The 23,464-nt window shown below is 52.2% G+C and carries 19 protein-coding genes and 1 tRNA gene; 13 read left to right on the top strand and 7 right to left on the bottom strand.

Annotated features, from left to right (window positions below; all coding sequences use genetic code 11):
• Positions 1–76 precede the first annotated feature (76 nt).
• The 7 genes from ABDW36_RS05950 to ABDW36_RS05920 form a co-directional block, all read right to left on the bottom strand.
• Positions 77–1,375 (bottom strand): 2'-5' RNA ligase family protein, encoded by a 1,299-nt coding sequence (locus tag ABDW36_RS05950; protein ID WP_343700961.1) that lies wholly within the window; start codon positions 1,373–1,375, stop codon positions 77–79.
• Positions 1,376–2,068: 693 nt separating this feature from the next.
• Positions 2,069–2,857 (bottom strand): TIGR00266 family protein, encoded by a 789-nt coding sequence (locus tag ABDW36_RS05945; RefSeq protein WP_343700960.1) that lies wholly within the window; start codon positions 2,855–2,857, stop codon positions 2,069–2,071.
• A 43-nt stretch (positions 2,858–2,900) separates the two neighbouring features.
• The gene (locus ABDW36_RS05940; RefSeq protein ID WP_343700959.1) at positions 2,901–3,995 is read right to left on the bottom strand and encodes an SGNH/GDSL hydrolase family protein; all 1,095 of its coding nucleotides are present in this window, start codon (positions 3,993–3,995) and stop codon (positions 2,901–2,903) included.
• A gap of 143 nt (positions 3,996–4,138) precedes the next feature.
• A complete protein-coding gene (locus ABDW36_RS05935; RefSeq protein WP_343700958.1) occupies positions 4,139–7,690 on the bottom strand; it encodes an efflux RND transporter permease subunit in 3,552 nt (1,183 codons plus the stop codon).
• A gap of 25 nt (positions 7,691–7,715) precedes the next feature.
• Complete coding sequence (locus tag ABDW36_RS05930) at positions 7,716–8,825, bottom strand: efflux RND transporter periplasmic adaptor subunit (RefSeq protein WP_343700957.1); 1,110 nt, start codon at positions 8,823–8,825, stop codon at positions 7,716–7,718.
• Positions 8,826–8,862: 37 nt separating this feature from the next.
• On the bottom strand, positions 8,863–10,221 hold the full coding sequence (locus ABDW36_RS05925) for a TolC family protein (RefSeq protein ID WP_343700956.1): 1,359 nt from the start codon (positions 10,219–10,221) through the stop codon (positions 8,863–8,865).
• Positions 10,222–10,232: 11 nt separating this feature from the next.
• Positions 10,233–10,847 (bottom strand): TetR/AcrR family transcriptional regulator, encoded by a 615-nt coding sequence (locus ABDW36_RS05920; protein WP_343700955.1) that lies wholly within the window; start codon positions 10,845–10,847, stop codon positions 10,233–10,235.
• 305 nt (positions 10,848–11,152) lie between these two features.
• Between ABDW36_RS05920 and ABDW36_RS05915 the strand changes: the two genes are divergently transcribed.
• The 13 genes from ABDW36_RS05915 to ABDW36_RS05855 all read left to right on the top strand — a co-directional run bounded on the left by ABDW36_RS05915 (position 11,153) and on the right by ABDW36_RS05855 (position 23,463).
• A complete protein-coding gene (locus tag ABDW36_RS05915) occupies positions 11,153–11,791 on the top strand; it encodes a DUF502 domain-containing protein (protein ID WP_343700954.1) in 639 nt (212 codons plus the stop codon).
• 63 nt (positions 11,792–11,854) lie between these two features.
• Positions 11,855–12,829, top strand: a complete 975-nt coding sequence (locus ABDW36_RS05910) for a zinc dependent phospholipase C family protein (protein ID WP_343700953.1) — start codon at positions 11,855–11,857, stop codon at positions 12,827–12,829.
• Between the two features lie 127 nt (positions 12,830–12,956).
• Positions 12,957–14,063, top strand: coding sequence for a 3-phosphoserine/phosphohydroxythreonine transaminase (gene serC, locus ABDW36_RS05905; RefSeq protein ID WP_343700952.1), 1,107 nt, complete (start codon positions 12,957–12,959; stop codon positions 14,061–14,063).
• A gap of 100 nt (positions 14,064–14,163) precedes the next feature.
• Entirely contained in the window at positions 14,164–15,399 is a 1,236-nt protein-coding gene (locus ABDW36_RS05900) for a DUF1015 family protein (RefSeq protein ID WP_343700951.1), read from the top strand.
• A gap of 75 nt (positions 15,400–15,474) precedes the next feature.
• Positions 15,475–16,560 carry a tetratricopeptide repeat protein gene (locus tag ABDW36_RS05895; RefSeq protein WP_343700950.1) on the top strand — a complete coding sequence of 362 codons (1,086 nt, stop codon included), beginning with the start codon at positions 15,475–15,477 and terminating at the stop codon, positions 16,558–16,560.
• A 66-nt stretch (positions 16,561–16,626) separates the two neighbouring features.
• Positions 16,627–18,288, top strand: coding sequence for a phenylacetic acid degradation protein PaaN (gene paaN, locus ABDW36_RS05890; protein ID WP_343700949.1), 1,662 nt, complete (start codon positions 16,627–16,629; stop codon positions 18,286–18,288).
• A gap of 10 nt (positions 18,289–18,298) precedes the next feature.
• Complete coding sequence (locus ABDW36_RS05885; RefSeq protein ID WP_343700948.1) at positions 18,299–18,964, top strand: YceI family protein; 666 nt, start codon at positions 18,299–18,301, stop codon at positions 18,962–18,964.
• A gap of 82 nt (positions 18,965–19,046) precedes the next feature.
• A complete protein-coding gene (locus ABDW36_RS05880) occupies positions 19,047–19,334 on the top strand; it encodes a 2TM domain-containing protein (RefSeq protein ID WP_343700947.1) in 288 nt (95 codons plus the stop codon).
• Between the two features lie 15 nt (positions 19,335–19,349).
• Positions 19,350–21,110: a long-chain fatty acid--CoA ligase gene (locus tag ABDW36_RS05875; protein WP_343700946.1), complete on the top strand. Its 1,761-nt coding sequence runs from the start codon at positions 19,350–19,352 to the stop codon at positions 21,108–21,110.
• 56 nt (positions 21,111–21,166) lie between these two features.
• Positions 21,167–21,238: transfer RNA gene (locus ABDW36_RS05870), tRNA-Arg, on the top strand.
• An 85-nt stretch (positions 21,239–21,323) separates the two neighbouring features.
• Complete coding sequence (locus tag ABDW36_RS05865) at positions 21,324–21,980, top strand: alpha/beta fold hydrolase (protein WP_343700945.1); 657 nt, start codon at positions 21,324–21,326, stop codon at positions 21,978–21,980.
• 141 nt (positions 21,981–22,121) lie between these two features.
• Positions 22,122–22,493: a hypothetical protein gene (locus tag ABDW36_RS05860; RefSeq protein WP_343700944.1), complete on the top strand. Its 372-nt coding sequence runs from the start codon at positions 22,122–22,124 to the stop codon at positions 22,491–22,493.
• 34 nt (positions 22,494–22,527) lie between these two features.
• A complete protein-coding gene (locus ABDW36_RS05855) occupies positions 22,528–23,463 on the top strand; it encodes a PHB depolymerase family esterase (RefSeq protein ID WP_343700943.1) in 936 nt (311 codons plus the stop codon).
• Position 23,464 lies beyond the last annotated feature (1 nt).

Here is a 23,464-nt window from a genome sequence, read left to right as displayed (position 1 = left end):
CCCGGGCTTTTTTTTACCGCAATAAAAAACCCGGGTGCTCATGGAGGCCCGGGTTTTTAATATCCAATCGCTTCTATCAGGCGCCGCCCAGTTTGCATTTCTGCAGTACTTCCCATGATTTGCCGTTGTGGCGCAGGAAGTAAAGGTTGTTCACTTTGAAGGAAGCTTTGTATTCTTTGTTTTCGTACTCCGGCCATGCCTTTTCAAACACAGCGTCTTCAAGGTCTTTGAAGGCTACGGTTACGTGGGGCGTGAAGCCCGTGCGGGCCAGCATGGTGCTGAATCCAAATTCCTTGCGGAGGAAGTTGATCAGTTGCCTGTGCATAGCGCTCATGGTCTCGCTTTTTTCCACGTTGATGAACAGCACGCGGTTCTGCTTGTTGGGGAAAGTACCGAAACCGTTCAGAGACACTTCAAAAGGCGCCTGGGTTTTGGCAAACTCCGTCAGTTCTTCGCAGAAGGCCCTTTCGAGGCTGGGATCTGCGGTGAACGGCACCTGCAGGGTAATGTGCGGGAGTACTTTCAGGGCGTATACCGGGCCATATTGCTCGGCAAAGTCCTGCTTTATTTTAATGATCTCCTTGCCTACTTCTGCTGTGGGCAGCAGGGCAATGAAATAGATCTTGTTATCTACTTTCGGGGGACGGTTGCCTCCTCTGGGGCCACCCTGGCCACGGCCCTGGCTGCCGCCACGGTTAAAACCGCCGCCACCGCCACCGCGGTTATAGCCACCGCCGCCACCGCCACGGTTGTAACCACCGCCACCGCCGCCGCGGTCATAGCCACCGCCGCCACCGCCACGGTTGTAACCACCACCACCGCCGCCGCGGTCATAGCCGCCGCCACCGCGGTCGTATCCACCACCGCCACGGTTGTAGCCTCCGCCACCGCGGTCATAGCCACCACCGCCACGGTCGTAACCACCGCCGCCGCGGTCATAGCCACCGCCGCCACCGCGGTCGTATCCGCCGCCGCCACGGTTGTAGCCACCGCCGCCACGGTCATAACCACCACCGCCACGGTCGTAACCGCCATCGCGGTTAAAGTCGCGGTCACGGTTGTAACCGCCGCCATCACGGTCGCGGTAGCCGCCGCCTTCGTTGCGGGGAGTGTACCCGCCGCCCTCGCGGTTATAGGCACCTTCACGGTTAAAATTGTTTTCCCGGGGCGTGTAACCGCCTTCATTGCGCGGACGATAGCCACCTTCACGGGGAGTGTAGCCGCCTTCAGAGCGTGGAGTGTACGGACGGTCTTCGTCTTTGCCAAATTCGGGTTTCTTGGAATTGCCGCCATCCTGGTCTTGGTTGGGTTCTTGCTGGTCTCTGCTGTAGCCAGGAGAATACTTTCGGGGGCGTTCGTTTCTCTCAAAATTCATCTTACTTGATTAAAGCGTGTTGAAGGAATTTTCAATGATTTCATAAAAATGAAATTCACCTACTTTTTTTAGGTTTTATAATACTCAGGCGCCGGAGCGATCCTTGCATAACGTCAGGATATACCATTTTTCAATAAAAATTATACCGGCTTCCGTTGTCTGATACTGATTTTACTTCTTTTTTCCAGGAGCACAATAAATGAGCGTAGCCTGCATTACAAATTTAAAAGTCCGGAAATATTCGTTTTCTCACCGTCTCGACAGGCATTTAAGGTAGTTGGTTAACCGGATCTGATCCTAAAACCTGGCATGCCAGTCACAATTGCGTTTTGGAATGCTTTCAGGGCTACCGTTAGAAGACCTGGGAAATTATTTTTGCCTCGGATTCACCTGAATTTCTACATGAGTAAGTTTTTCAATCTTATTCATATTTCATAGCACCAGGATAAATATGTCTTTCGCCTGCGCCAGTTAAAACTGTAGTGGCACCCACACAGTGCCAGCCGCTGTTCTCAGACTCTAATATACAAAAAAATCCGGTGTATCTGGTTAAGCCTCCGGGCAATATTAATACAATACTAGCAATCTGTTCGTTAATAATTTGCAAAAAAAGGATAAACGGAAGATTTTGTGACAAATATAGGGAGTCCGGCCCGCCGGGAAAGCCCTGCAGGCCGGACTTCCATCAGATTTTTACTCCCGCCCGTCCAGCAGGTTGCCCAGTCCGCCCAGGATGCTGCCTTCTTCCTTCCGGGCGCCCATGCCATAAGCCAGCACGCGGCTGGCCAAACGGCTGATGGGGAGGCTCTGCATCCATACCTTGCCGGGGCCCCGCAGTACGGCAAAGAACAGCCCTTCGCCCCCGAATACCATATTTTTAATACCCCGTACAAATTCCACGTCAAAGTCTACCTGCTGGGTATAGGCCACAATACAGCCGGTATCTACTTTCAGCACTTCACCGGGCTGCAGCTCTTTTTCTATTACATAGCCGCCGGCATGCACAAAGGCCAGCCCGTCGCCCTCCAGCTTTTGCATAATGAACCCTTCCCCGCCGAAAATACCGGTACCCAGCCGCCGCTGGAACTCGATGCCTACGGTTACCCCACGGGCCGCGCAAAGGAATGCGTCTTTCTGGCAAATTACCTTGCCGCCCAGGAGGCTGAGGTCCATCGGTATGATCTTGCCGGGGTAAGGAGCTGCAAAGCTCACCTTCTTTTTACCCTGCCCTATGTTGGTAAATGCTGTAATAAAAAGGCTTTCCCCCGTGATCAGGCGTTTACCGGCAGACATCAGCTTGCCGAAAAAGCCCTGCTGCGCCCCGGAGCCGTCACCGAACAGGGTTTCCATCCTGATTTCCTGGTCCATCATCATAAAGCTGCCGCTCTCCGCCACAGCGCTCTCCTGCGGGTCCAGCTCTATTTCTACTATTTGCATCTCCTCACCATGAATATGGTAGTCGATCTCATGATTTTTAAGCATAGGTGTTGTTGCTGTTTTAATAATGGCAAGTTACATAAAATGGCTATCTGGCCGGCCCGGATTTTTTCATCAGCTTTTCGAGCAAAGGCTGTACCTCCGCCGCCTGCCGCATGAACCCAAGGTCTGTAAGATGGGAGCCGTCAATAGTGCCCTCATGGTCATGTCCCAGGAGGTTGGTAGCCCGCAGGTAATACAGCTGTTTGTACCCTTCCTTTTTCAGCCGCTCGTACACTTCTTTCCATAACCGGTTCTTTTCAGCCGTGCTTTCCCCCACGCGCAGGTTCCAGTAACCGGTTTCATGAATGCGGCTCTCCACCAGCAAAATGGGCACTTCCGGGCGTTTGGTGAGCAGGTGCTTTACAAAGGGATAGGCCCTCTCTGTGATTTCAGCCGCCGTTGGGTTGGGAATGCAGTCCAGCACAAAGCAGGAAGCCTTCATGGTAGCCAACAGCTCCGCTACTGGAAACTCCATTTTACCGGCGCCGCTGAAGCCCAGGTTCACCACTTCCCAGCCAGTGTTGCGGCTGATGATGGAAGGGTACGTCATGCCGGCGCGACTGGCGGAAGCGCCCTGCAGAATGCTGGAGCCGTATATCACCACCCGTTTGGTGGTATCTATAGCCGGCCGGGAAGGCTTGGCCAGTGTGGCTTCAGGCGCCACCCCTATTTCGAGAGATACCAGTTCATTATAAGTAGGCAGGTAGAGCATGAACTGCTTCATGCTGTTATCCATATGCTCCACTATCAGCTGGTTGTTAAGCGTGTCTTTATCTGCCGGGCGGCCTACACTCACCCATTGCCACTTGCCGCTTTTGTTGCGCGCATACAGGTCAAGCCCGCTATGCACGATGGGCGTCATGTTAGCATAGTACTTGCGGCCCCGCAGTGACCATTTGGCGCGGATGTACGTAGAGTTGGTCTCAAACAGCACGGCAATGCCGGCGCTATGCTTGCTCAGGCCCTTGACGGCAGGCGTAAGCGGTTTGGTTTGCTCCACATCCAGCCGGACGTACACAGGGTCTGTGGGCAGCCCCTTGCCGATGATCATCAGGGAGCGCGCGTCCGTATAACGGGCATTGTCTTTTTCCTGGCCATAGGCGCAGGTAAACGGTAATAACAGGAAAAGTAAATAACGCATAGTATAGTGGTTTCTTTTTAAAGGCCTTTGAATGGGCCGCCGAAAAATAATATAAAAAAACCGTCCCGAAGAATCAGGACGGTACTAGTTAACCTACAACTGTTACACTGTTTGCTTTTATTATTACCAGAAAACAGTACGATTTAATGCATTACTACTCCTTTGGCGGATTTAGCCTGCTCCTTGTCTTCTCCGTGGGCTTCGCCGTTGAAGAAGTTATAGGGGCGGGGAGAAACGTAGTTCGGGTCGTGCAGCTTCCGGATCACTTCTTTTCTGGTGAACAATTTCAGGATCAGCGGCAGGAAGGGCACGTATTTGAGCCCGCGCGGCCAGCCATAATAATCCAGAATGTCTATGCAGCGCTTGTTCATGTAGTACATTACCGGCACCAGCACCAGGGTGAGGAAGGTGGCGAAAATGAGGCCGAACACCATGGTCCAGGCCAGCGGGCCCCAGAAGGCCACGTTGTCACCTCCGAAGAACAGGTGCGGGTTGAACTCGTCAAACATTTTCCAGAAGTCTATATTGAGGCCCACGGCCAGCGGAATAAGACCCAGGATGGCGGCTATAGCGGTCAGCAATACCGGCGTCATACGCGTTCTGCCCCCTTCCACAACAGCTTCGTTCATGGGCACGCCCTGCATCACCAGCAAGTCTGTAAACTCAACCAGCACAATACCGTTCCTGGCCACAATACCTGCCAGGGCCATGATACCCACACCGGTCATTACAATGGAAATGTCCATACCGAAGATGGCGAAGCCCAGGAACACGCCGATGATGCTGAACAGGATCTCCAGGAAGATCACCAGGGCGCGGCCAACGGAGTTGAACTGCGTTACCATGATCATGAAGATGAGGCCAATGGCGCCCAGCATGGCCAGCAGGAGGAAGTTCATGGTTTCCGCCTGGTCTTCCTGCTCACCCGTCATTTTTACAGAGATGCCGTCTGGCGGCGCAAATTCCGTTACTGCGGCGTTGATAGCCATTACCACTTCATTGGCGTTGTAGCCGGTAAGCACGTTGGAATACAGTGTTACCACCCTCTTTTCATCAATGTGTTTGATACCTGCGTAAGTATTGGAGTAGCGGATGTCTGCTACGGAGCTCAGCGGCACCTGGCGGATCTGGCCGCCCATGTTCATGTCCCGGTAAGTGAGATTCATGTTCATGAGGGTATTGATATTATTCCGCTGATGCTCCTGCAGGCGGATAATGATCGGGTAATCATCGTCCGGATCGCGGAACTTGGACACTTCCAGCCCAAAGAGTGCCGCACGCAGGGAGTTAGAGATCTGTTCGGTGGATATACCTTCGCGGTTAGCCCGCTCCCTGTCTATATTCAATACAATTTCCGGTTTGTTGCTCTGGAAGTCGCTTTTCAGCTCCTCTACACCGCCTATCTGCAAGCTGTCCAGGTACCGCTTGAGACGGTCTGACGTGCTGGCCAGCAACTCAAAGTCATCTCCCGATATCTCGATATTGATAGGCTTCCCGGTGGGAGGGCCACCCTGCTCCTGCTCCACCACAATGTCTGCGGCAGGAATACCTTTTACCGCTTCGCGGATCTTGTCGAGATACTCTACGGTAGACTGGCCGTTACGTTTGGCAAACTCCACAAAGGCTACGGTTACCTTACCCTTGTTGGAAGCGGTGCTCATGTCCATTTGTGCAGGGTCTCCCGCACCTACGGCCACGTTGGAAATGATGGATTTTACAAGGGGGTTCTTTGTACCGCCAACCACTTTCGTAATCCTGTCTTCAATAATATGCGTAATCGAGTCTGTATACTTCTGGTCTGTACCGATAGGCAACTCAATGTATGCGTAAATGAAGTTGGGATCGGAAGTAGGAAAGAACACTACTTTCGGATTCCTGATACCGGTGAGCACAATACTGAACACCAGCAAGCCAAAAGTAGCCAAAAGAATATATACCGGCCGCCAGCCAATAATGCACCAGCTTAATATTCTCTTGTAACGATTCTGCACCCGCGGCCAGAAGTTGGTCTGGAACTTGCGGGCCACGCCGCCCAGCCAGAACCTCTCGAGCGCTATCATCAGGTAAATGAACAGCACGAGATTACCGGTTCCCATACTGCCGGCCGAATACCCGATAAGCGCAATAAACACGAATACTGCGGTGAGTATCGCAAACTTTTTATCGAAGCGCGGCTTAGGATGGTTCTCCCCTTCATGGCGGTCCATAAAGTCTACTGCAAACACCGGGTTGATGAGATATGCTACTATCAATGATGCCGTAAGAGTTACGATCAGTGTTACCGGCAGGAAGTACATGAAGCTGCCGATAATGCCGGGCCAGAAAAGCAGCGGGAAGAATGGCGCCAGTACTGTCATAGTGCCTGACAATACGGGCAAAAACACTTCACCTGCCGCTATTTTAGCTGCCTTTACAATACCAAGGTCTTTCCGCTCGTAGAATATACGGTGCACGTTCTCAATTACCACAATAGCATCATCCACCACAATACCCAACGCCAGCAGGAAGGAGAACAGCACCATCATGTTCAGCGTAAACCCGAAGGCGGGCAGTACGGTGAAGGCGATGAACATGGATATGGGAACAGACAGCGCAACAAAGATCGCGTTTACCGCGCCCATGAAGAACATCAGCACCACTGTTACCAGAATAAACCCGATGATGATGGTATTGATAAGGTCATGGAGCGTAACACGGGTAGACTCTGATTGGTCTGCTGTAATGGTTACATCAAGGCCTTTGGGCAGGTAATTGGCTTTCATGTCTTCCACGATCTGGAAGATTTTATCGGAGGCATTGATGAGGTTCTGCCCGCTCTGCTTGATGACGTTCAGGGTAATTACGCTCTTTCCGTTCAAACGCGCATAACTTTCCTGCTCCTTATGGCTATCCGTTACCTGGGCTATATCACGGAGATAAACTACCGCACCGGAGCTGCCGCGAATTACCAGGTCCCTTAATTTAAGCGGGTCCTTGTACTCTCCCTTTACACTGAGAGAGCGCTTCTGACCGTCCATGGTTACAAGGCCGGCAGATGTGGTTTTGTTTTCACTGGCCACGGCCATCATCACATCATCAAAACTGATCCTCGCGGCGTCCATTTTATATTTGTCAAGGTCGATATGAATCTCCCTGTCCAGCGCCCCCACAATTTCCACACGGGTGATCTCATTCAGCGCTTCAATCCTGTCCTGCATTTCGTCAGCATATTTCTTCAGCGTCTGCAGGTCAAAATCACCACTCATGTTCACGTTCATGATCGGTATCTGAGACACGTCTATCTTGGTGATCTGCGGTTCTTCTGTAAGATTTTTGGGCAGGTCTTTTTTGGCTTCGTCCACTTTCTCACGTACCTCCATCCTGGCCTCCATCATATTCTTGTCCGGGTTAAACTCTATGATGATAGCAGAGAAGTCCTGTATGGACGTACTTTTGATCTCCTTCACACCGGGAATTGATTTCAGTTCTTTCTCGAGCGGCTTAGTTACCAGGGTTTCCATATCTTCCGGAGAAGTACCGTCATTGATGGTGCTGATATAGAATTGCGGGAACACCACCTCAGGAAACTGCTCCTTCGGCATGGAATTATACTTCAGTATACCCATCACGCAAATGATAAGGGTAGCCACATAGATGCTGACCTTGTTATCAATTGCCCAACTGGTGGGTTTAAACTCTTTTTCTATGTCCTTCATCGGGTTGTTTTTTAGAAGTGGATGCTTACAGTTTCACCAGGTCATTGTCATTCAGGCCCTGAAAGCCGGCGGTGATGATCCTGTCTCCTGCCTCCAGGCCGGATTTGATCTCTGCCTGGTCGTTATAGGTACGGCCCAGCTCAACATCTTTGCGAACAGCCTGTAATTTGTTCCCGCTGCCTTTCACGGTAATCACATAAGGTTTACCGAGAGAATACTGGATCACCCTTACCGGCACCACAATCGCATCTTTGGCGCGGTAGTCAACTATCCGCAATTGCGCCGTCATGTTCGGCCGTATCTCTGCAGAGCCTTTCAGCGGCACTTCTACTTTAATGGTGCGGCTTACTGGGTCTATTACTTTGGCTGCAAACCCGATCTTTGTTCTGATCTGTTTGTTGATATCGGGGAAGTTGATGATCACATCATCTCCGGTTTTTATCTTACCGGCAAAAGACTCTGCTACATTAGCCAACACCCGCAAATTACTGCTGTTCACCACGCGAAAGGCCGCCATGCCTGGAGATGCCGCGTCTCCCAGTTTAGCGATCACTGCGTCTACCGTACCGTTGATGGGCGATACGATCCGGGTCTGCGCCAGTTGCTCTTTCATAGTAGCCATTTTCCTTTCCAGCCCTTCCACATTTGTTTTGGCATTGAGATATTGCACTTCGGAGCCTATTTTCTGTTTCCAAAGGTTAGCTTGCCTTTCAAAAAGCGTTTTGGCCAGGTCTATCTGTGTTTGCAGCTCTGCTATTCCAGCGCGTATCACCACATCGTCCAGTTGCGCGAGCGCCTGGCCTCTGGATACAGCCTGTCCTTCCCGCACCAAAATGGACCTGATCACACCAGGCACCTGCGGGGATACATCTACGTTTTCTCTCGCGTCAACAGCACCCTGTACATCTATGTAGTGCTCAAACAAGGTATCTTCCACCGCCGCGATGGTGACCGTTTTCATTTTTACCGCAGTATCTGATCCCGATGTTTTTTTCTCCAGCTCCTTGATCTCCTGCTGCAATTTGGCTATCTCCTGTTTCTTTTTCTGGATCTGCTCTTCCGGTTTACCTTCACCGCCGCCGCAGGCAGCCAGTACAAGTGTTACGAGGGGGAGTATGAAATATTTGCTGTTCATTGTATGATAGATTTTAGGCGGATGCTGATTTAAAAGATTAGAGTTTGCCATATGCTTTCATATATTCAATGCGAGATACGATTACATTGAACAGGGCGGTGAAATAATTATTCTGCGCTTCCAGCAGCTGCGTTTCCGCAGTGATCACTTCCAGGCTGGAGCCTACGCCCTCACGGTATTTGATCATCGTGGTAGCATGTACGTCCTTGGCCAGCTGCATATTCTCTTCCTGGTTTTCCAGGGTGGTGATGTTGTTGCGCAGGTTGGTGGTGGAGTTCACCTGGTCCAGGTCAATTACGTTCTTGATATTCTCTATTTCGAGGTCGGCCTGCTTGAGGTCTATCATGGCCTGGTCTACCCGCCTTCTGCGCTGCATGCCGGAGAAGATGGGGATGTTCAGGTTGAGGCCCCAGGACACGTAGCCGTACCACATTTGCGACTGGAAGAAGTCAAAGCTGTTGGTTTGCCGGGAAGCGCCGCCCTGGCCAAAGGCTGAAAGGGAAGGCAAGGCTTCCATGCGGTATCTTTTCAGGTTGTATTCCTGCGTTTTCTTCTGGGCCTGCATCAACTGGTATTCAATGCGGTTGCTGTAGTTAAAGCCGGCAGTTTCCTGTATGTCTGCCTTGAGCGCATCGTTGCCCAGGGTATCTGTCAGTTCCAGCGGCTGCTTTATGGGCATGCCCATCTGGAATTTCAGGGCGGCCAGGCCAACTTCGCGCAGGTTGCGGATGCGCACTACTTCAGACTGGATGTTATTGTACTGAACTACCAGGCGGTCTACGTCCAGCTTTTCCACCAGGCCGTTTTTGTAGATCTCTTTGGTTTCGTCAAGCGTTTTGCGGATGCGCTGCGTGGTTTCGTCCAGTATGGCCAGCGCCTTGTCTGCCGCCACCACGTTGTAATAGGCTTTATATACTTCGGTCTTTACATCGATCTCTGACTTCTGTACGCCTTTCCTGGCCAGTTCTTCCAAAGTTTTCCGGGCCTGGAGGGCTACCAGTACGCTGGGGTCAAACAACGTCTGGTTAATATTTACCGTTCCGGCGGCATTGAATTTGAGGCCGAAGGCAAAGGGCACCAGGGTGCCTTTCGGTACGTTGGGGTCAAAGTTGGACGCGTCAATGAGCTGCTTCTGGATAATCGGGTTGTCTTGAAAAGTACCGCTGGCAGATACCTGCGGCAATGCCAGCCCGCTTACTTCCTTATTACGGGCAATCGTGTACAACTCTTCCAGTTTGGCGTTGCGTACGGCGTACTGATGCGTCAGCGCATATTGGACCGCTTCCTGCACGGAAAAACGGGCCATTTCCGCTGAGGGCTGCTGCTGGGCATTAGCGTAGGTTAAAAACTGCACCATCGTTCCTGTAAGGGCGATGAGCTTCCATTTAAACTGCATAGTTCGTGTGTTTATTTCGAATAATCCTTAGTCTTGCATTTTTCGATTTCCCTGTAACCCTTTGGACTGGCCACACCATAGAGGAAATGCTCCAGCAGCACCCTTTGCACCCGCGTCATGTCGTACCCGTTCATGGGGAACAGCTCCGGCTGGAAGCAGAACATAGACGAAGCCGCGCGGAAGTGGCTGAGAATGTCCAGGTCAAGGTCTTCACGGTACAGCCCTTCCCGTATGCCCCGCACCAGGTTTTCCCGGATAGTCTGGAGCATGAACACATTGCGGTGCGTTTCAAACAGCTGGAAAGCTTTGGCGTGGAACTTCTGCAGGTCCATCATGGCCACGGGGTTCATGTTCCTGAGCTTGTCCTCCAGCATTTTCATCACCATAAACAGTTCTTCTATAGCATCTTTGCTCTTTACACGGCTTTCGTTACACTGGTCTTCCATCAGCTTCAGGTGGCGGCTCATTACGTTCACCACCAGGTCACTTTTGTCCGCAAAATGGGCATAGAGCGTCTTTTTGGAAATCCCCATCTTCAGGGCTATATCGTCCATGGTGATAGACCTCGTGCCGTATTGCCGGAACAGGTTGAATGCCGTGTCCAGTATTCGTTCTTGTACTTCCATCAGTTTTAAAACGGGGTGGTCTGGTAAATAGTCGGGCAAAACTATGGAAACTATTTAAACCGCCAAAGTTTCCAGTATGAATTTTTTAGATTTTATGATGAATGCGGTTTGTCAGGTGCATTTGCGGGTGGTACCCGCAGAAAACGGCATTTCCGGAGAGTTTTTGCAGCAATACCGGGGGGGTGCACCTGAAAACGACCTGCCCCGTTACGGGAGACAGCTTTACCGCTTACCAACCCGACTTGTCATTTGACGCTGGGGAATGGGTATGAAAGCAGTAACTTTGCGCTTTCAACACACATCACATGTCTCCAAAACTGAGGTTCAGGCTATTATTATCGCGGATACTGCGCTATTTTTTCCAGGGTCTGCTCATCCTGGCGCCTATTGGTATAACTGCCTTTACGTTGTACTGGGGGTTTATTACCATTGACAACCTGCTGCCGCGTGACATCCTGCCGGTAGACCACCCCATGAACTTTCTGAAATACAAGGGGGTAGGATTTGCTATTGTATTGATACTCATAGTATTTGTGGGATACCTCAGTTCATCTTTCATTGTGGGGCGACTGATAGATATGTTTGACCATATACTGGAGCGTACACCGTTCATTAAATACATCTATTCTTCCGTGAAAGACGTATTTGACGCTTTTGTGGGGGAAAAGAAGAAGTTTGACCACCCGGTGCTGGTGAACGTATACGGGGAAGATGTGTGGGAAATGGGGTTTATTACCCAGGAAAATGTGAGGAGCCTGGGCCTGGAAGGGTACCTGGCAGTGTATGTACCGCATGCTTATGCCATTACAGGCAAGGTTTTTATAGTGAAGCAGGAGAAAGTGCGGCCACTGACCAATATTTCAGCCGGTGAGGCCATGAAATTTGCGGTGTCTGGCGGGGTTACGCATATTACGGAAACGCAGGCAGCACAACCGGCAAAATAAATACGCACAGGTGTGAGAGGCGGGTGTGGATGAAACACGATCTTCGCGCCCAAATTATAGCCAATGCATCCATTGTTTCGCCCGGCGGCGGTATTGCTGCTGTTGATCTTTTCTTTTTCGGACGTACAGGGCTGGGGCTTTTTTGCCCATGAGCGCATTAACCGCCTGGCGGTGTTTGCACTTCCACCGGAAATGCTGCTCTTATATAAGCCGCATATTGAATATATCGTACAGCAATCCACGGCGCCGGATAAACGACGGTATATGATAGCCGAAGAGGGCGCCCGCCACTACCTGGACGCTGACCGCTACGGCCTTTGGCCCTTCCCGGGGCTGCCCCGGCACTGGCAGGAGGCCGTGGAGCGGTTTTCGGCAGATACCCTGGAGCGCTACGGGGTGCTGCCCTGGCACCTGGAAAGGGTGATGCACCAGCTTACAGCGGCCTTTGAGCAGCGGAATACCGCCCGCATCCTGCGGCTGTCTGCGGAGCTGGGGCACTATATGAGCGATGCCCATGTGCCGTTGCACGCCAGCTCCAACCACAACGGGCAGTTTACCGGGCAACAGGGCATCCACGGGTTGTGGGAGTCCCGCATCCCGGAGCTGCTGGCAGACGGGCGGTTTGACTACTGGGTAGGAAGCGCCGGCTATATCAGGAACTTCCGTGGGCTGGTATGGCAGGTAATAGGCGAAAGCGCCGCCGCGGCCGATACCGTGCTCCGCCTGGAGAAGGCGCTCAGCCTCCGGTTCCCGGCAGACAGGCGGTTTGCCTACGAGCTGCGGAAAGGCCGGCTGGTCCGCAACTACTCCGAAGCCTATACCAGGGCCTACCACCAGGCACTGGGCAATATGGTGGAAAGGCGGATGCGCGCATCCATACAGGCCGTGGCCGCCTGCTGGTATACCGCCTGGGTGAACGCAGGCCAACCGCCCCTGGGAAAGCCGGGAACAGCGGGTATTACAGACGATGAACACGCGGCGGCAACGCGGCTGGACAGCCTGTGGAGGGCTGGTAAAATAATTGGGAGGGACCACTAAGAAATAACAAAAGAAAGTTTATCTTTGGCCTTCTATCTATCTTTTTAACCTGTCCTCACTGACCAATCCTTCCGGTTTTTAAATGCGACCGCGATTTTTTACCAATTCCTTCGAAAAACCATAGAACGTGGAACAAGAAAACGTATTCAATTTAGATCGCAACATGAAGGTGCACAATTTTAATGCAGGTCCTTCTGTATTACCGAACGAAGTACTGTACAAAGCCAGTAAAGCACTTATTGACTTTGACGGTACGGGCATGTCTATACTGGAAATAGGACACCGCACGGAACCATTTATAGCCGTAATGGAGGAAGCACGCAGCCTTGCAAAGGAACTGATGCAACTGGAGGACGACTACGAGATCCTGTACCTGCAGGGCGGGGCTACCACCCAGTTCATGCAGGTGCCCATGAACCTGCTTGACAGCGGGGAAACAGCGGCGTATGTAGACACCGGCGTGTGGTCCAACAAAGCCATTAAAGAAGCCAAGCTGTTCGGTTATGTAGATGTTGTAGCCAGCTCCAAGGAAAGTAATTACAATCACATCCCCAAACAGTTTACGGTACCCCAGCAAGCCAAATACCTGCACATCACCACCAACAATACCATTTACGGTACCCAGTGGCAGCACACCCCGGAAACGGACGTGCCCCTGATAGCAGATATGAGCAGCGACATTCTCAGCCGCCAGATGGACTTCAACAAGTACGCCCTCATCTACGCGGGCGCACAGAAGAACATGGGCGCCGCCGGTACCACCATGGTGGCCGTACGCAAAAGCATACTGGGCAGCGTAACCCGCAAAATACCCAGCATACTGGATTACCGCCTGCACGTGGAAAACGGCTCCATGCTCAATACCCCGCCCGTATTTGCCGTATACATCTCCATGCTCACCCTGCGCTGGCTGAAAGGCCAGGGAGGCCTTGCCGCTATTGAAAAGCTCAATACCAAAAAGGCAGCCCTCCTGTATGACGAGATTGACCACAACCCGCTGTTCCGCGGCAATGTGGTAAAGGAAGACCGCAGCAAAATGAACGTCACCTTTACCATAGACAAACCCGAACTGGAAGAGGAGTTTTTGAAGTTCTGCAAAAAAGAAGACATCGTAGGCATCAAGGGCCACCGCTTGTCTGGCGGTTTCCGCGCATCCCTGTACAATGCATTGCCCGTAGAAAGTGTAGAAGTAATGGTAGAAGCCATGAAATTCTTCTCTCTCAAAAAGGCATAGTCATAAAATATTCTTTATATGAGGGCCGGTCTAAAAGACCGGCCCTTTTTTATACCTGCTTTTCTTATTTTTACCCCCTCTTAACAGAAAATACTATATCATGGCAATTATCAAACCTTTCCGGGCGCTGCGTCCGCAACCGGCGTTAGCAAAAGAAGTAGCCGCAAGGCCATATGATGTACTGAACTCAAAAGAGGCCGCGGCCGAAGCTGCCGGCAACCCGAATTCGTTCTATCATGTGTCCAAGTCAGAAATAGACCTGCCCGAAGGAACAGACATTCACAGCGAGGCCGTGTACCTGAAAGCAGCGGAAAACCTCCAGGCCCTGCAGGCCTCCGGCACCCTCATTCACGAAGAACAGCCATGTTATTATATCTACAAACTGGTGATGGACGGCCGCTCCCAAACCGGCCTGGTATGCGTTTCTTCCATAGAGGACTACAACAACGGCATCATTAAAAAGCACGAATTTACCCGGCCAGACAAGGAGCTGGACCGGATCAACCACATTACCCATACCCGCGCACAAACCGGCAACGTGTTCCTCGCCTATAACGACGTGCCGGAGCTGAACGCCATCATAGACCAATGGCAGCAGCATCATGCCCCTGTGTACGACTTTACGGCTGACGATGGCATTTCCCACACCATCTGGGTCATTAACGAAGCCGCCACCGGAGACCAGATCACGGAGCTGTTTGCAGAAAAAGTGCCCGCCACTTACATTGCTGACGGCCACCACCGCGCCGCCTCCGCCGCACTGGTGCAAAAAGCCACCAACGAGAACGTTCACAGCAGCGCCAATCTCAACTACTTCCTCACCACCATATTCCCCGCCAGCCAGCTGGCCATCCTTGACTACAACCGCCTGGTGAAAGACCTGAACGGCCATAGCAAGGAAGATTTCCTTTCCCAGCTGGAGTATGACTTTATTGTGGAACCGGTAGGCCACCACGAGCAGAAACCCAGCATGCTGCACGAGTTCAGCATGTACCTGGACGGCACCTGGTACCGCCTGGTAGCCCGCGAAGGCACCTATACCGCTGACCCCATCGGCATCCTGGACGTTACCATCCTGCAAAACAATGTGCTGGACAAATTACTGGGCATCAAAGACCCGCGCACAGACAAGCGTATAGACTTTGTAGGCGGCATCCGCGGCCTGGGAGAGCTGGTAAAAAGGGTGAACAGCGGGGAAATGAAAGTGGCCTTTGCCCTTTACCCCGTTACCATTCAGCAGCTTTTTGATATTGCGGACAGCGGCAACGTGATGCCCCCCAAATCTACCTGGTTTGAGCCCAAGCTGCGTGACGGGCTCTTAACACATTTGATCTGATCATCATCTGAAACGTTGGCCCCGCCTTGCTCCGGGGTCAACGCTTTTTTCTTACATTTACATAAAACGAACTGAATGATGGAATGGCAAAAGGTTGCTAAAAAATGTGCCCTTGTGCTGGCAGGGATATTGACCGTACAGTGGAGCATTGCACAGGACAATGCGGAACTGCAGCAAACGGCAAATTCTTTTCTCCGCACGGGAGATTATGCCAATGCCATATTGGTATTGAACCAGGCTATTCAAAATGCGCCTGACGATATTCAGTTGAAAAAGAACCTGGCCTTTGCCTACTACCTGAAAGGGGACTATAACCGCGCCTACACCGTGGTATCTCCGCTGGTAGACAGCAAGGAGGCAGACATTCACCTCTACCAGATTGCCGGGAACATTTACCAGAGCAAGCAGGACTGGAAGGGGGCCGAAAAGCTCTACGTTCGCGGCCTGAAGAAGTTCCCCAAAAGCGGCGAGCTGTATAACGACTATGGCGACCTGCTGCAGAACATGAAGAATTTTGACGGCGCGCTGCGCCAGTGGGTAAAAGGCATCGAAACAGACCCCAATTTCCCCGGCAACTACTACCACGCCGCCCGCAGCTACCTGTGGACCAAAGAGCCCATCTGGGCCATTCTTTATGGAGAAACTTTTGTGAACCTGGAAAGTTACACCACCCGCACGGCCGAGATCAGGGAAGTGATAGTGGAATGTTATAAAAAGTTATTTGACGACCCGGCCATTTTCAACAGCGTACCGGTGGAAACCACAGATAACAAAAAAAGCCGGAAAGGCAGCAATGACAACGGGTTTATGGATGCCTTCAAAAGCACCATCGCCAAACAGGTGAGCGTAATAGCCACGGGTATTGAGCCGCAGTCCCTCATCATGCTGCGCACCCGCTTTCTGCTGGACTGGTACAGTTTTTACGGTGTACGTTACCCATACGCCCTTTTTGATTTTCAGCGCAAGCTGCTGAAGGAAGGAATGTTTGAGTCATACAACCAATGGCTGTTCGGCCCCGTGGCCAACCAGGCGGAATACAAAGCCTGGACCAGCCTGCATAAAACCGAATACGATGCCTTTTCTGCCTGGCAGCGCAACCACCCGCTGAAGCTCCGGGAAGACGAGTTTTACAATACCGGCAAACTGGCCGTTATCAAGTAGCGCAGGAGCAGAAGAACAGCATAGAAGGCCGCGTTTAATTACAACAACATCTTAAACATAGAGCTTATGCTGATCGCAAAACACCAAAACATTATTGACAACGCGGTAAAAGCCAACCAGAACAGAACTTTTTACGCGCAGTACCCTGAGCACCCCAAAGCGTACGGAGAAGAAGCGCCCCCGCAGGGCGAAGCCTCCTTTAAAAGCCTGCTGCAACAGCCTTTTTCACGTTTGAAACAAAAAATTGTGACCGGTTGGGCGGGCGAAGAAGTGTCTCCCTACACCGGTGAGCCCCTCGGTATTACCTACCCCCTGACAGATACGGAAGAGCTGGTGCAAGCCGGGAAAAGGGCCGGCCGGCGCTGGGCGCAGCTGGGTGTTGCAGACCGGGCGGGCATTCTCACAGAATCCCTGGAGAAGATACAGCATCATTTCTTCGAGATAGCCCACGCCACCATGCACACCACCGGCCAAAGCTTCATGATGAGCTTCCAGGCCAGCGGCCCCCACGCTAACGACCGCGCACTGGAGGCCATTGCCATGGGCTACCAGCAATTGCAGGCCTACCCGGAAAAACAGACATGGGAAAAACCGATGGGCAAATCCAGTATTCGCCTGGAAAAGTCTTTCCGCGCCGTACCCAAGGGTTTGGGCCTGGTGATAGGCTGCTCCACCTTTCCCATCTGGAACTCCCTGCCCGGCATTTACGCAGACCTTATAACCGGTAACGCCGTGCTGGTAAAACCCCATCCCAAAGCCGTACTGCCCATTGCCATTGTGGTGGCCGTTATTCAGCAGGTACTGGAAGAAAACGGGCAAGATCCCCACACCTGCCAGCTGGCCGCAGACAGCAGCGACCACCTTATTACCAAAGAGCTTTGCGAGCACCCGGACGTGGTGCTTATAGACTACACCGGCAGCAGCAGCTTCGGCAACTACGTGGAGTCTCTTACCGCCCGCGGCAAAACCGTTTTTACCGAAAAAGCAGGCGTCAACTCCGTGATACTGGATGCTGTCAAAGACATAGACGCCGTGGTACAGAACCTCGCCTTCTCCGTGAGCCTCTACTCCGGGCAAATGTGTACCGCCCCGCAGAACTTTTTTATACCCGAAAGCGGTATCACTACGCCCGGCGGCGTACTGGGCTTTAATGAAGTGGCCACCAGGCTGAAAGACGCCATTATGACCCTCGTCAACAACCCGAAAATGGGCGCCGGCACCCTGGGCGCCGTGCAGAATGAGGCCACGCTGCAACGCGCCAAAGACATTCACCAGCTGGGCGGCAAAGTGTTGCTCAACGGCATGCCCGTGGTTAATGAAGAATACCGGAATGCCCGCACTTTTTCTCCCGCCATTGTGGAGGTCAGCTCGGCAGACAGCAGTATTTATGAAAAAGAGCTGTTTGGCCCGGTAATACTGCTCATCAAAACAAAGGACACAGACCATTCCATACAGCTGGCGCGGCAAATGGCGGCTAAACATGGCGCTATTACCTGCGCCGCATACACTACTGACGAAACCGTGAAAGACAAGATCGCAGATGCCATGAACAGCGCGTTCACGCCCGTTTCTTTTAATTTCACCGGTTTCATCTGGGTGAACCAGCATGCCGCCTTTTCAGATTTTCATGTAACAGGCGGCAATCCCGCCGGCAACGCCAGTTTCACCAACCAGGAGTTTATTGTGAAACGGTTTGTATGGGTGGGCAACAGAACGTACCTGGAATAAAAAACATACTATGCGTACAGTCAGACTACTTTTTTTCATGGCAATGGCCGTTGCCTGCCAGCAGGCCCCCAAGGCTGACAAGGCTGAAGTAACGGACGCCCAGGCCGTAAAACAGCCGGACGAGAGCGGGCGCAGCCACCAGCTGGATACTGCCGCCAGCATCCTGTACTGGATAGGCACCAAACCTACCGGTGAACACAAAGGCTCTTTCCGTTTCAGCCAGGGAAAATTGCATGTGAAAGACAGTGTATTGACCAGCGGCCAGTTTGTGATTGATATCAACAGCCTCCGCAATCTTGACCTGGCCTCCCAGCCCGACATGCGGACAAAGCTGGAAGACGAGCTGCGGGGCGCCAATTTCTTTGATGCGCAGCAGTACCCCACTGCCCGCTTCGAGATCACCAGTGTTGAAGAATACCACCCTGCCGCCACAGATAAAAGCGTACTGCTGAAAGATGCCACCCACATGATAAAGGGCAACCTGACCATCAAAAACGTAAGCAAAAACATCAGCTTCCCCGCTAAAATTGTGCTGAAGGAGGGGAAAGTAATGGCCGCCGCCAATTTTAATATAGACCGTACCCAGTGGGGCATGACCTACCGTGCAGACAAATCCTTACAAGACAAGCTCATCAATTCTATTGTCAATATCCGCTTCGAAATAGTTACAAAATAGGCGCCGGGGCAGCAATGAGGCTGTCCCGGACCGTTTTTTTTCAGTATATTTAGTAAGATCTCCGATCCTAAATACACTACACATGGAAACGAATCAACAAAGAGATGAACGCCTCTGGCGCATAGCCAAAGCCCGGGCCGGATTCCGCACTCACCTGATGACCTACCCCATCGTTAACGCCTTCCTTTGGGCCATTTGGTTCCTTACCAACGATCACCACCAGGGCGTACCCTGGCCGGTATGGCCCATGTGCGGCTGGGGGCTTGGCCTGGCCTTTGCTTATTATAACGCTTACCATCGGGACCCTTTTGGTGATGCCACCCGCGAATACGAAAAGTTGCAGCAGGAAAAACAACAGCGAGGCCTTTAAGACAACCTCATCATCATGCACCACCCCACCCGCTTATTTGATGTAATTCCACATCAGCAGGCCCACTATTCAAAACCGGATATGCTGGCCGCCAAGGAGCAAGGCGCCTGGAAAACCTACAGCACCAACGAAGTGGCCGGGATAGTGCAACGGTACAGCTCCGGCCTGCTGCAATCAGGCATTGAGCCGGACAGCAAGGTGGCTATTATCAGCACCAACCGCCCGGAATGGATAGTTACAGACCTGGCCTGCCAGCAAATAGGCGCTGTGCTGGTACCCATTTATCCTACCATCAGCGATGCAGAGCTGGAATTTGTGCTGAATGACGCAGAGGCCGGCGTTTTGTTTGTCAGCAACCAGGACCTGTATGAAAAGGTAGACGCCCTGCGCAGTAAACTCCCCCGGCTGCAGCATATCTACTCCTTTGACATCATTCCCGGCGTGCCCCACTGGTCAGCCATTACATCATTGGCCAGGGATGCGGACAACACGCGGATAGAAGAGCTCAAAAACAGCATTACGCCCCATCATCTGGCCACCGTCATTTATACCTCCGGCACCACCGGCACGCCCAAAGGCGTGATGCTCACCCACTACAACATCATGAGCAACGTAGAGGCCTGCCTGCCTGTATTGCCGGTAACCAGCAGCGGCCGCGCTCTCAGCTTTCTGCCGCTCAACCACATATTTGAACGGATGGTCACCTACGTGTATCTCACTGCAGGCGTATCCGTATACTATGCAGAAAGCATGGAGGCTATTTCAGACAATCTCCGGGAGGTAAAACCCTCTATTTTTACCACCGTGCCCCGCCTGCTGGAAAAGGTTTATGAAAAGATCACTGCACGTGGCACGGAACTGACCGGCATCAAAAAACAACTATTCTTCTGGGCCCTCAACCTGGCCAAACAATTTGAGATCAACAAACCCCTGCCGCCCTGGTACCGCCTGCAGCTGGCCATTGCAGATAAACTGGTATATAAAAAGTGGCGCGAAGCCCTTGGTGGCGAGCTGCAATGCATTGTAACCGGCGCGGCCGCCTGCCAGGTGCGCCTGTTGAAAATATTTACCGCTGCCGGTATACCCATACTGGAAGGGTACGGCCTTACAGAAACATCTCCCGTAATTGCGGTAAACCGCATGCCCGAAAAAGACCGGATGTTCGGTACGGTAGGCCCCGTGATCAGTAATGTGGAGGTGAAGCTGGCAGACGATGGAGAGATCCTCTGCAAAGGTCCCAACGTAACCAGCGGCTACTACAAACGTCCTGACCTGACCGCGGATGCCTTTACAGACGGCTGGTTCCACACCGGCGACATCGGCGTGCTGGTGAACGGTAAATTCCTCAAGATCACTGACCGCAAGAAGGAACTGTTCAAAACCTCCGGCGGCAAATTTGTAGCCCCGCAGCCCATTGAGAACAAATTCCGGGAATCGCCCTTCATTGAACAGATCATGGTGGTGGGCGCAGACCGCAAATTCACCGGCGCGCTGATAGTTCCGAACTTCCGGAACCTGGAAGACTGGTACACCCGCCAGGGCGCCACCTATCCCGGCCCCGAAAGAGCCCTGCATGACACGAAGGTGCGGCAACTGTACCGCCAGTCTGTTGAAAAGTATAACCAGCACTTTTCCCATATTGAACAGGTCAAGAAATTTGAGCTGATGCCGCATGAATGGACGGTAAGCAGCGGGGAAATGACCCCCACCCTCAAACTCAAACGGAGAGTGATACAGGAAAAGTACCGGGACGCCATTGAGCGGATTTACGCATAATTTTTAAGGAAAATTGCCAAAAACGCTTATTTTTGCCCTCCCGCTGATGGCGGTATGGCCCTGTAGTTCAATGGATAGAATAGAAGTTTCCTAAACTTTAGATCCAAGTTCGATTCTTGGCGGGGCTACAAAAACCAGAAAGGCTTTAAGTGATTGAACTTAGAGCCTTTTTAGTTTGTCTGGCCCTCTTTGCAACTTAATTCCGACCTTAGTATGAACACAAAGTCCATCAAAATAAATATCTCCCCCTCCATTGGCGCCGTTTCAGCCAAATACACCGCCCCTGACAAACCAAAGTGCATCATCACGCTCGCGCATGGCGCCGGGGCAGGCATGGACCATGCATTTATGGAAACACTCGCAAATGCGCTGGCCAGTGCAGGCATTGCAGTGCTGCGGTTCAATTTCCCCTTTGCGGAAAACAAAAAGGGCCGGCCAGACACTCCCGCCGTTGCCCACCAAACCATAGCAGCGGCCATTGCGAAGGCGCATGAACTGGCCCCTGGCCTCCCGCTTTTTGCTTCCGGCAAATCTTTTGGTGGAAGAATGAGCTCCCAATACCTGGCGGAACATCCGGACAGCGCGGTTGCCGGCATTATTTTCTTTGGCTTTCCGCTTCACCCGTCCGGCAAACCTTCTACAGAGCGTGCGGAGCATCTCAAGGCATTAAAAATACCGATGCTGTTTTTACAGGGCTCCAAAGATACCCTGGCTACCTGGGAGCTGATTGAAGCCGTATGCAAATCTTTACGGAAAGCCACCCTTGTAAAATTTGAAGGGGCAGATCATTCTTTCAAGGCAGGGAAAAAGGATGTGCTGTCATTGCTGGTAAATGAGACGGATAAATGGGTGGAGAAGAAAATTAAATAATTCCCGGCACTGCAATTCCTTCAAAGCGTTTCCCCAAGCGCTTCTCTCCACCTGGGCCGTTACATCCCCCAATCTGTCCGCTTCATCCAGTTTCCACTTCCCTTCTTTCCCCATCTCCCGGAAGTTTGCCTGAAAAAGACCATGAACGTACTATTAAAATGCATGCTGTTGCTGCTTGGATGTGCTGCCCCATACTTCGCAACCGCCCAGTCCAAATTGAGCGAAACGCAAAAAAAGGATCTGCTGGCAAAGATGGAGAGCTACAAGGCAAAGCTCAACCTGACAGAAGCCCAGGAAGAAAAAGTAAAGAAGATCAACACCCGCTATTTTGAGGCGCTCTCCGGGCTTAAAGAATCAGGCGCCCCGCGGCTGTCCAGGTTAAAGACCTTTCGCAAGCTGAATGATGAAAAAGACAAACAGATGAAATCTGTGCTGGACAGCCGGCAGTACGACACCTACCGCAAAATGCAGCAAGAGATGCGGGAGGAACTTAAAACCAGGAAAAAGCGGTAACGTATCTACTTCACCTTAAACGAAAATCATGCAAATGAAAACAATCATCCGGCCGCTTTCAGGCATACTCCTGCTCTGCCTGTCATATATTTCCAGCGGGTGCAGCAAAGATGCCCAGCCACCCAGGCGGAATTTTGACGCTACGCTGAACGTGAATGGCCTGAAACGCAGCTATATCGTAAACCTGCCGCCGGGGTACTATCAAAATAGCGATACCATGCTCTACCCGATGATCATAGCGCTTCATGGGACAGGCGGCAGCGCAGCACAATTTGAGGCAGACTACGGTTTCTCCCGGAAAGCAGACGAAGCAGGTTTTGTAGCCGTATATCCTGACGGCGTTGCCAGCACCAACAGGCTGCGCCTCCGCACCTGGAACGCGGGCGCCTGCTGCGATTATGCTATGAAAAACGGCATAGACGACGTATCGTTCATCAACGGCCTTATTGACAAAATGGCCGCCAATTACCGCATCGATCCCGAAAGAGTGTATGTAACAGGTATGTCTAACGGCGGCATGATGGCCTACCGCCTGGCGGCTGAACTGTCAGGCAAGATAGCGGCCATTGCGCCGGTCAGCTGCTCCATGGTGTACAGCCCGGCTGCGAGTCAGCCGCGCCACGTACCTGTTCTGCACCTGCACTCCGTACTGGATAGTATTGTTCCCTACCACGGCGGCAGCAACCGGTTCGGCTACTACTTCCCGCCTGTAGATTCGGTACTGAACGTTTGGGCGCTAAGGAACGGCTGCCGGCAGGAGCCGGTGGTGGTAACGGACAATTCAAACTACAAGCAAATACAATGGATAAACGGGGAAGGCGCCGTCATGATCAATCACTACCTGACACAAGACGGCGGGCACTCCTGGCCGGGCGGCAAACAGGTACGGCCGCGGGCCGCGCCACCCTCCACGGCCATTAATGCAAACGATCTCATCTGGGACTTTTTCAGGCAATACAGGCTGGAATAAG

The organism is Chitinophaga sp., assembly GCF_039596455.1.
Lineage (GTDB): Bacteria > Bacteroidota > Bacteroidia > Chitinophagales > Chitinophagaceae > Chitinophaga.
Note: the sequence above shows the minus strand (reverse complement) of the source record. Positions and strands in the feature narration are given on the sequence as shown.

Bases quoted from the DNA above. Each gene is read 5' to 3' on its own strand.
- ABDW36_RS05950 (WP_343700961.1), bottom strand. From the start codon at position 1,375: ATGAATTTTGAGAGAAACGAACGCCCCCGAAAGTATTCTCCTGGCTAC.
- ABDW36_RS05945 (WP_343700960.1), bottom strand. From the start codon at position 2,857: ATGCTTAAAAATCATGAGATCGACTACCATATTCATGGTGAGGAGATG.
- ABDW36_RS05940 (WP_343700959.1), bottom strand. From the start codon at position 3,995: ATGCGTTATTTACTTTTCCTGTTATTACCGTTTACCTGCGCCTATGGC.
- ABDW36_RS05935 (WP_343700958.1), bottom strand. From the start codon at position 7,690: ATGAAGGACATAGAAAAAGAGTTTAAACCCACCAGTTGGGCAATTGAT.
- ABDW36_RS05930 (WP_343700957.1), bottom strand. From the start codon at position 8,825: ATGAACAGCAAATATTTCATACTCCCCCTCGTAACACTTGTACTGGCT.
- ABDW36_RS05925 (WP_343700956.1), bottom strand. From the start codon at position 10,221: ATGCAGTTTAAATGGAAGCTCATCGCCCTTACAGGAACGATGGTGCAG.
- ABDW36_RS05920 (WP_343700955.1), bottom strand. From the start codon at position 10,847: ATGGAAGTACAAGAACGAATACTGGACACGGCATTCAACCTGTTCCGG.
- ABDW36_RS05915 (WP_343700954.1), top strand. From the start codon at position 11,153: ATGTCTCCAAAACTGAGGTTCAGGCTATTATTATCGCGGATACTGCGC.
- ABDW36_RS05910 (WP_343700953.1), top strand. From the start codon at position 11,855: ATGCATCCATTGTTTCGCCCGGCGGCGGTATTGCTGCTGTTGATCTTT.
- ABDW36_RS05900 (WP_343700951.1), top strand. From the start codon at position 14,164: ATGGCAATTATCAAACCTTTCCGGGCGCTGCGTCCGCAACCGGCGTTA.
- ABDW36_RS05895 (WP_343700950.1), top strand. From the start codon at position 15,475: ATGATGGAATGGCAAAAGGTTGCTAAAAAATGTGCCCTTGTGCTGGCA.
- paaN (WP_343700949.1), top strand. From the start codon at position 16,627: ATGCTGATCGCAAAACACCAAAACATTATTGACAACGCGGTAAAAGCC.
- ABDW36_RS05885 (WP_343700948.1), top strand. From the start codon at position 18,299: ATGCGTACAGTCAGACTACTTTTTTTCATGGCAATGGCCGTTGCCTGC.
- ABDW36_RS05880 (WP_343700947.1), top strand. From the start codon at position 19,047: ATGGAAACGAATCAACAAAGAGATGAACGCCTCTGGCGCATAGCCAAA.
- ABDW36_RS05875 (WP_343700946.1), top strand. From the start codon at position 19,350: ATGCACCACCCCACCCGCTTATTTGATGTAATTCCACATCAGCAGGCC.
- ABDW36_RS05865 (WP_343700945.1), top strand. From the start codon at position 21,324: ATGAACACAAAGTCCATCAAAATAAATATCTCCCCCTCCATTGGCGCC.
- ABDW36_RS05860 (WP_343700944.1), top strand. From the start codon at position 22,122: ATGAACGTACTATTAAAATGCATGCTGTTGCTGCTTGGATGTGCTGCC.
- ABDW36_RS05855 (WP_343700943.1), top strand. From the start codon at position 22,528: ATGAAAACAATCATCCGGCCGCTTTCAGGCATACTCCTGCTCTGCCTG.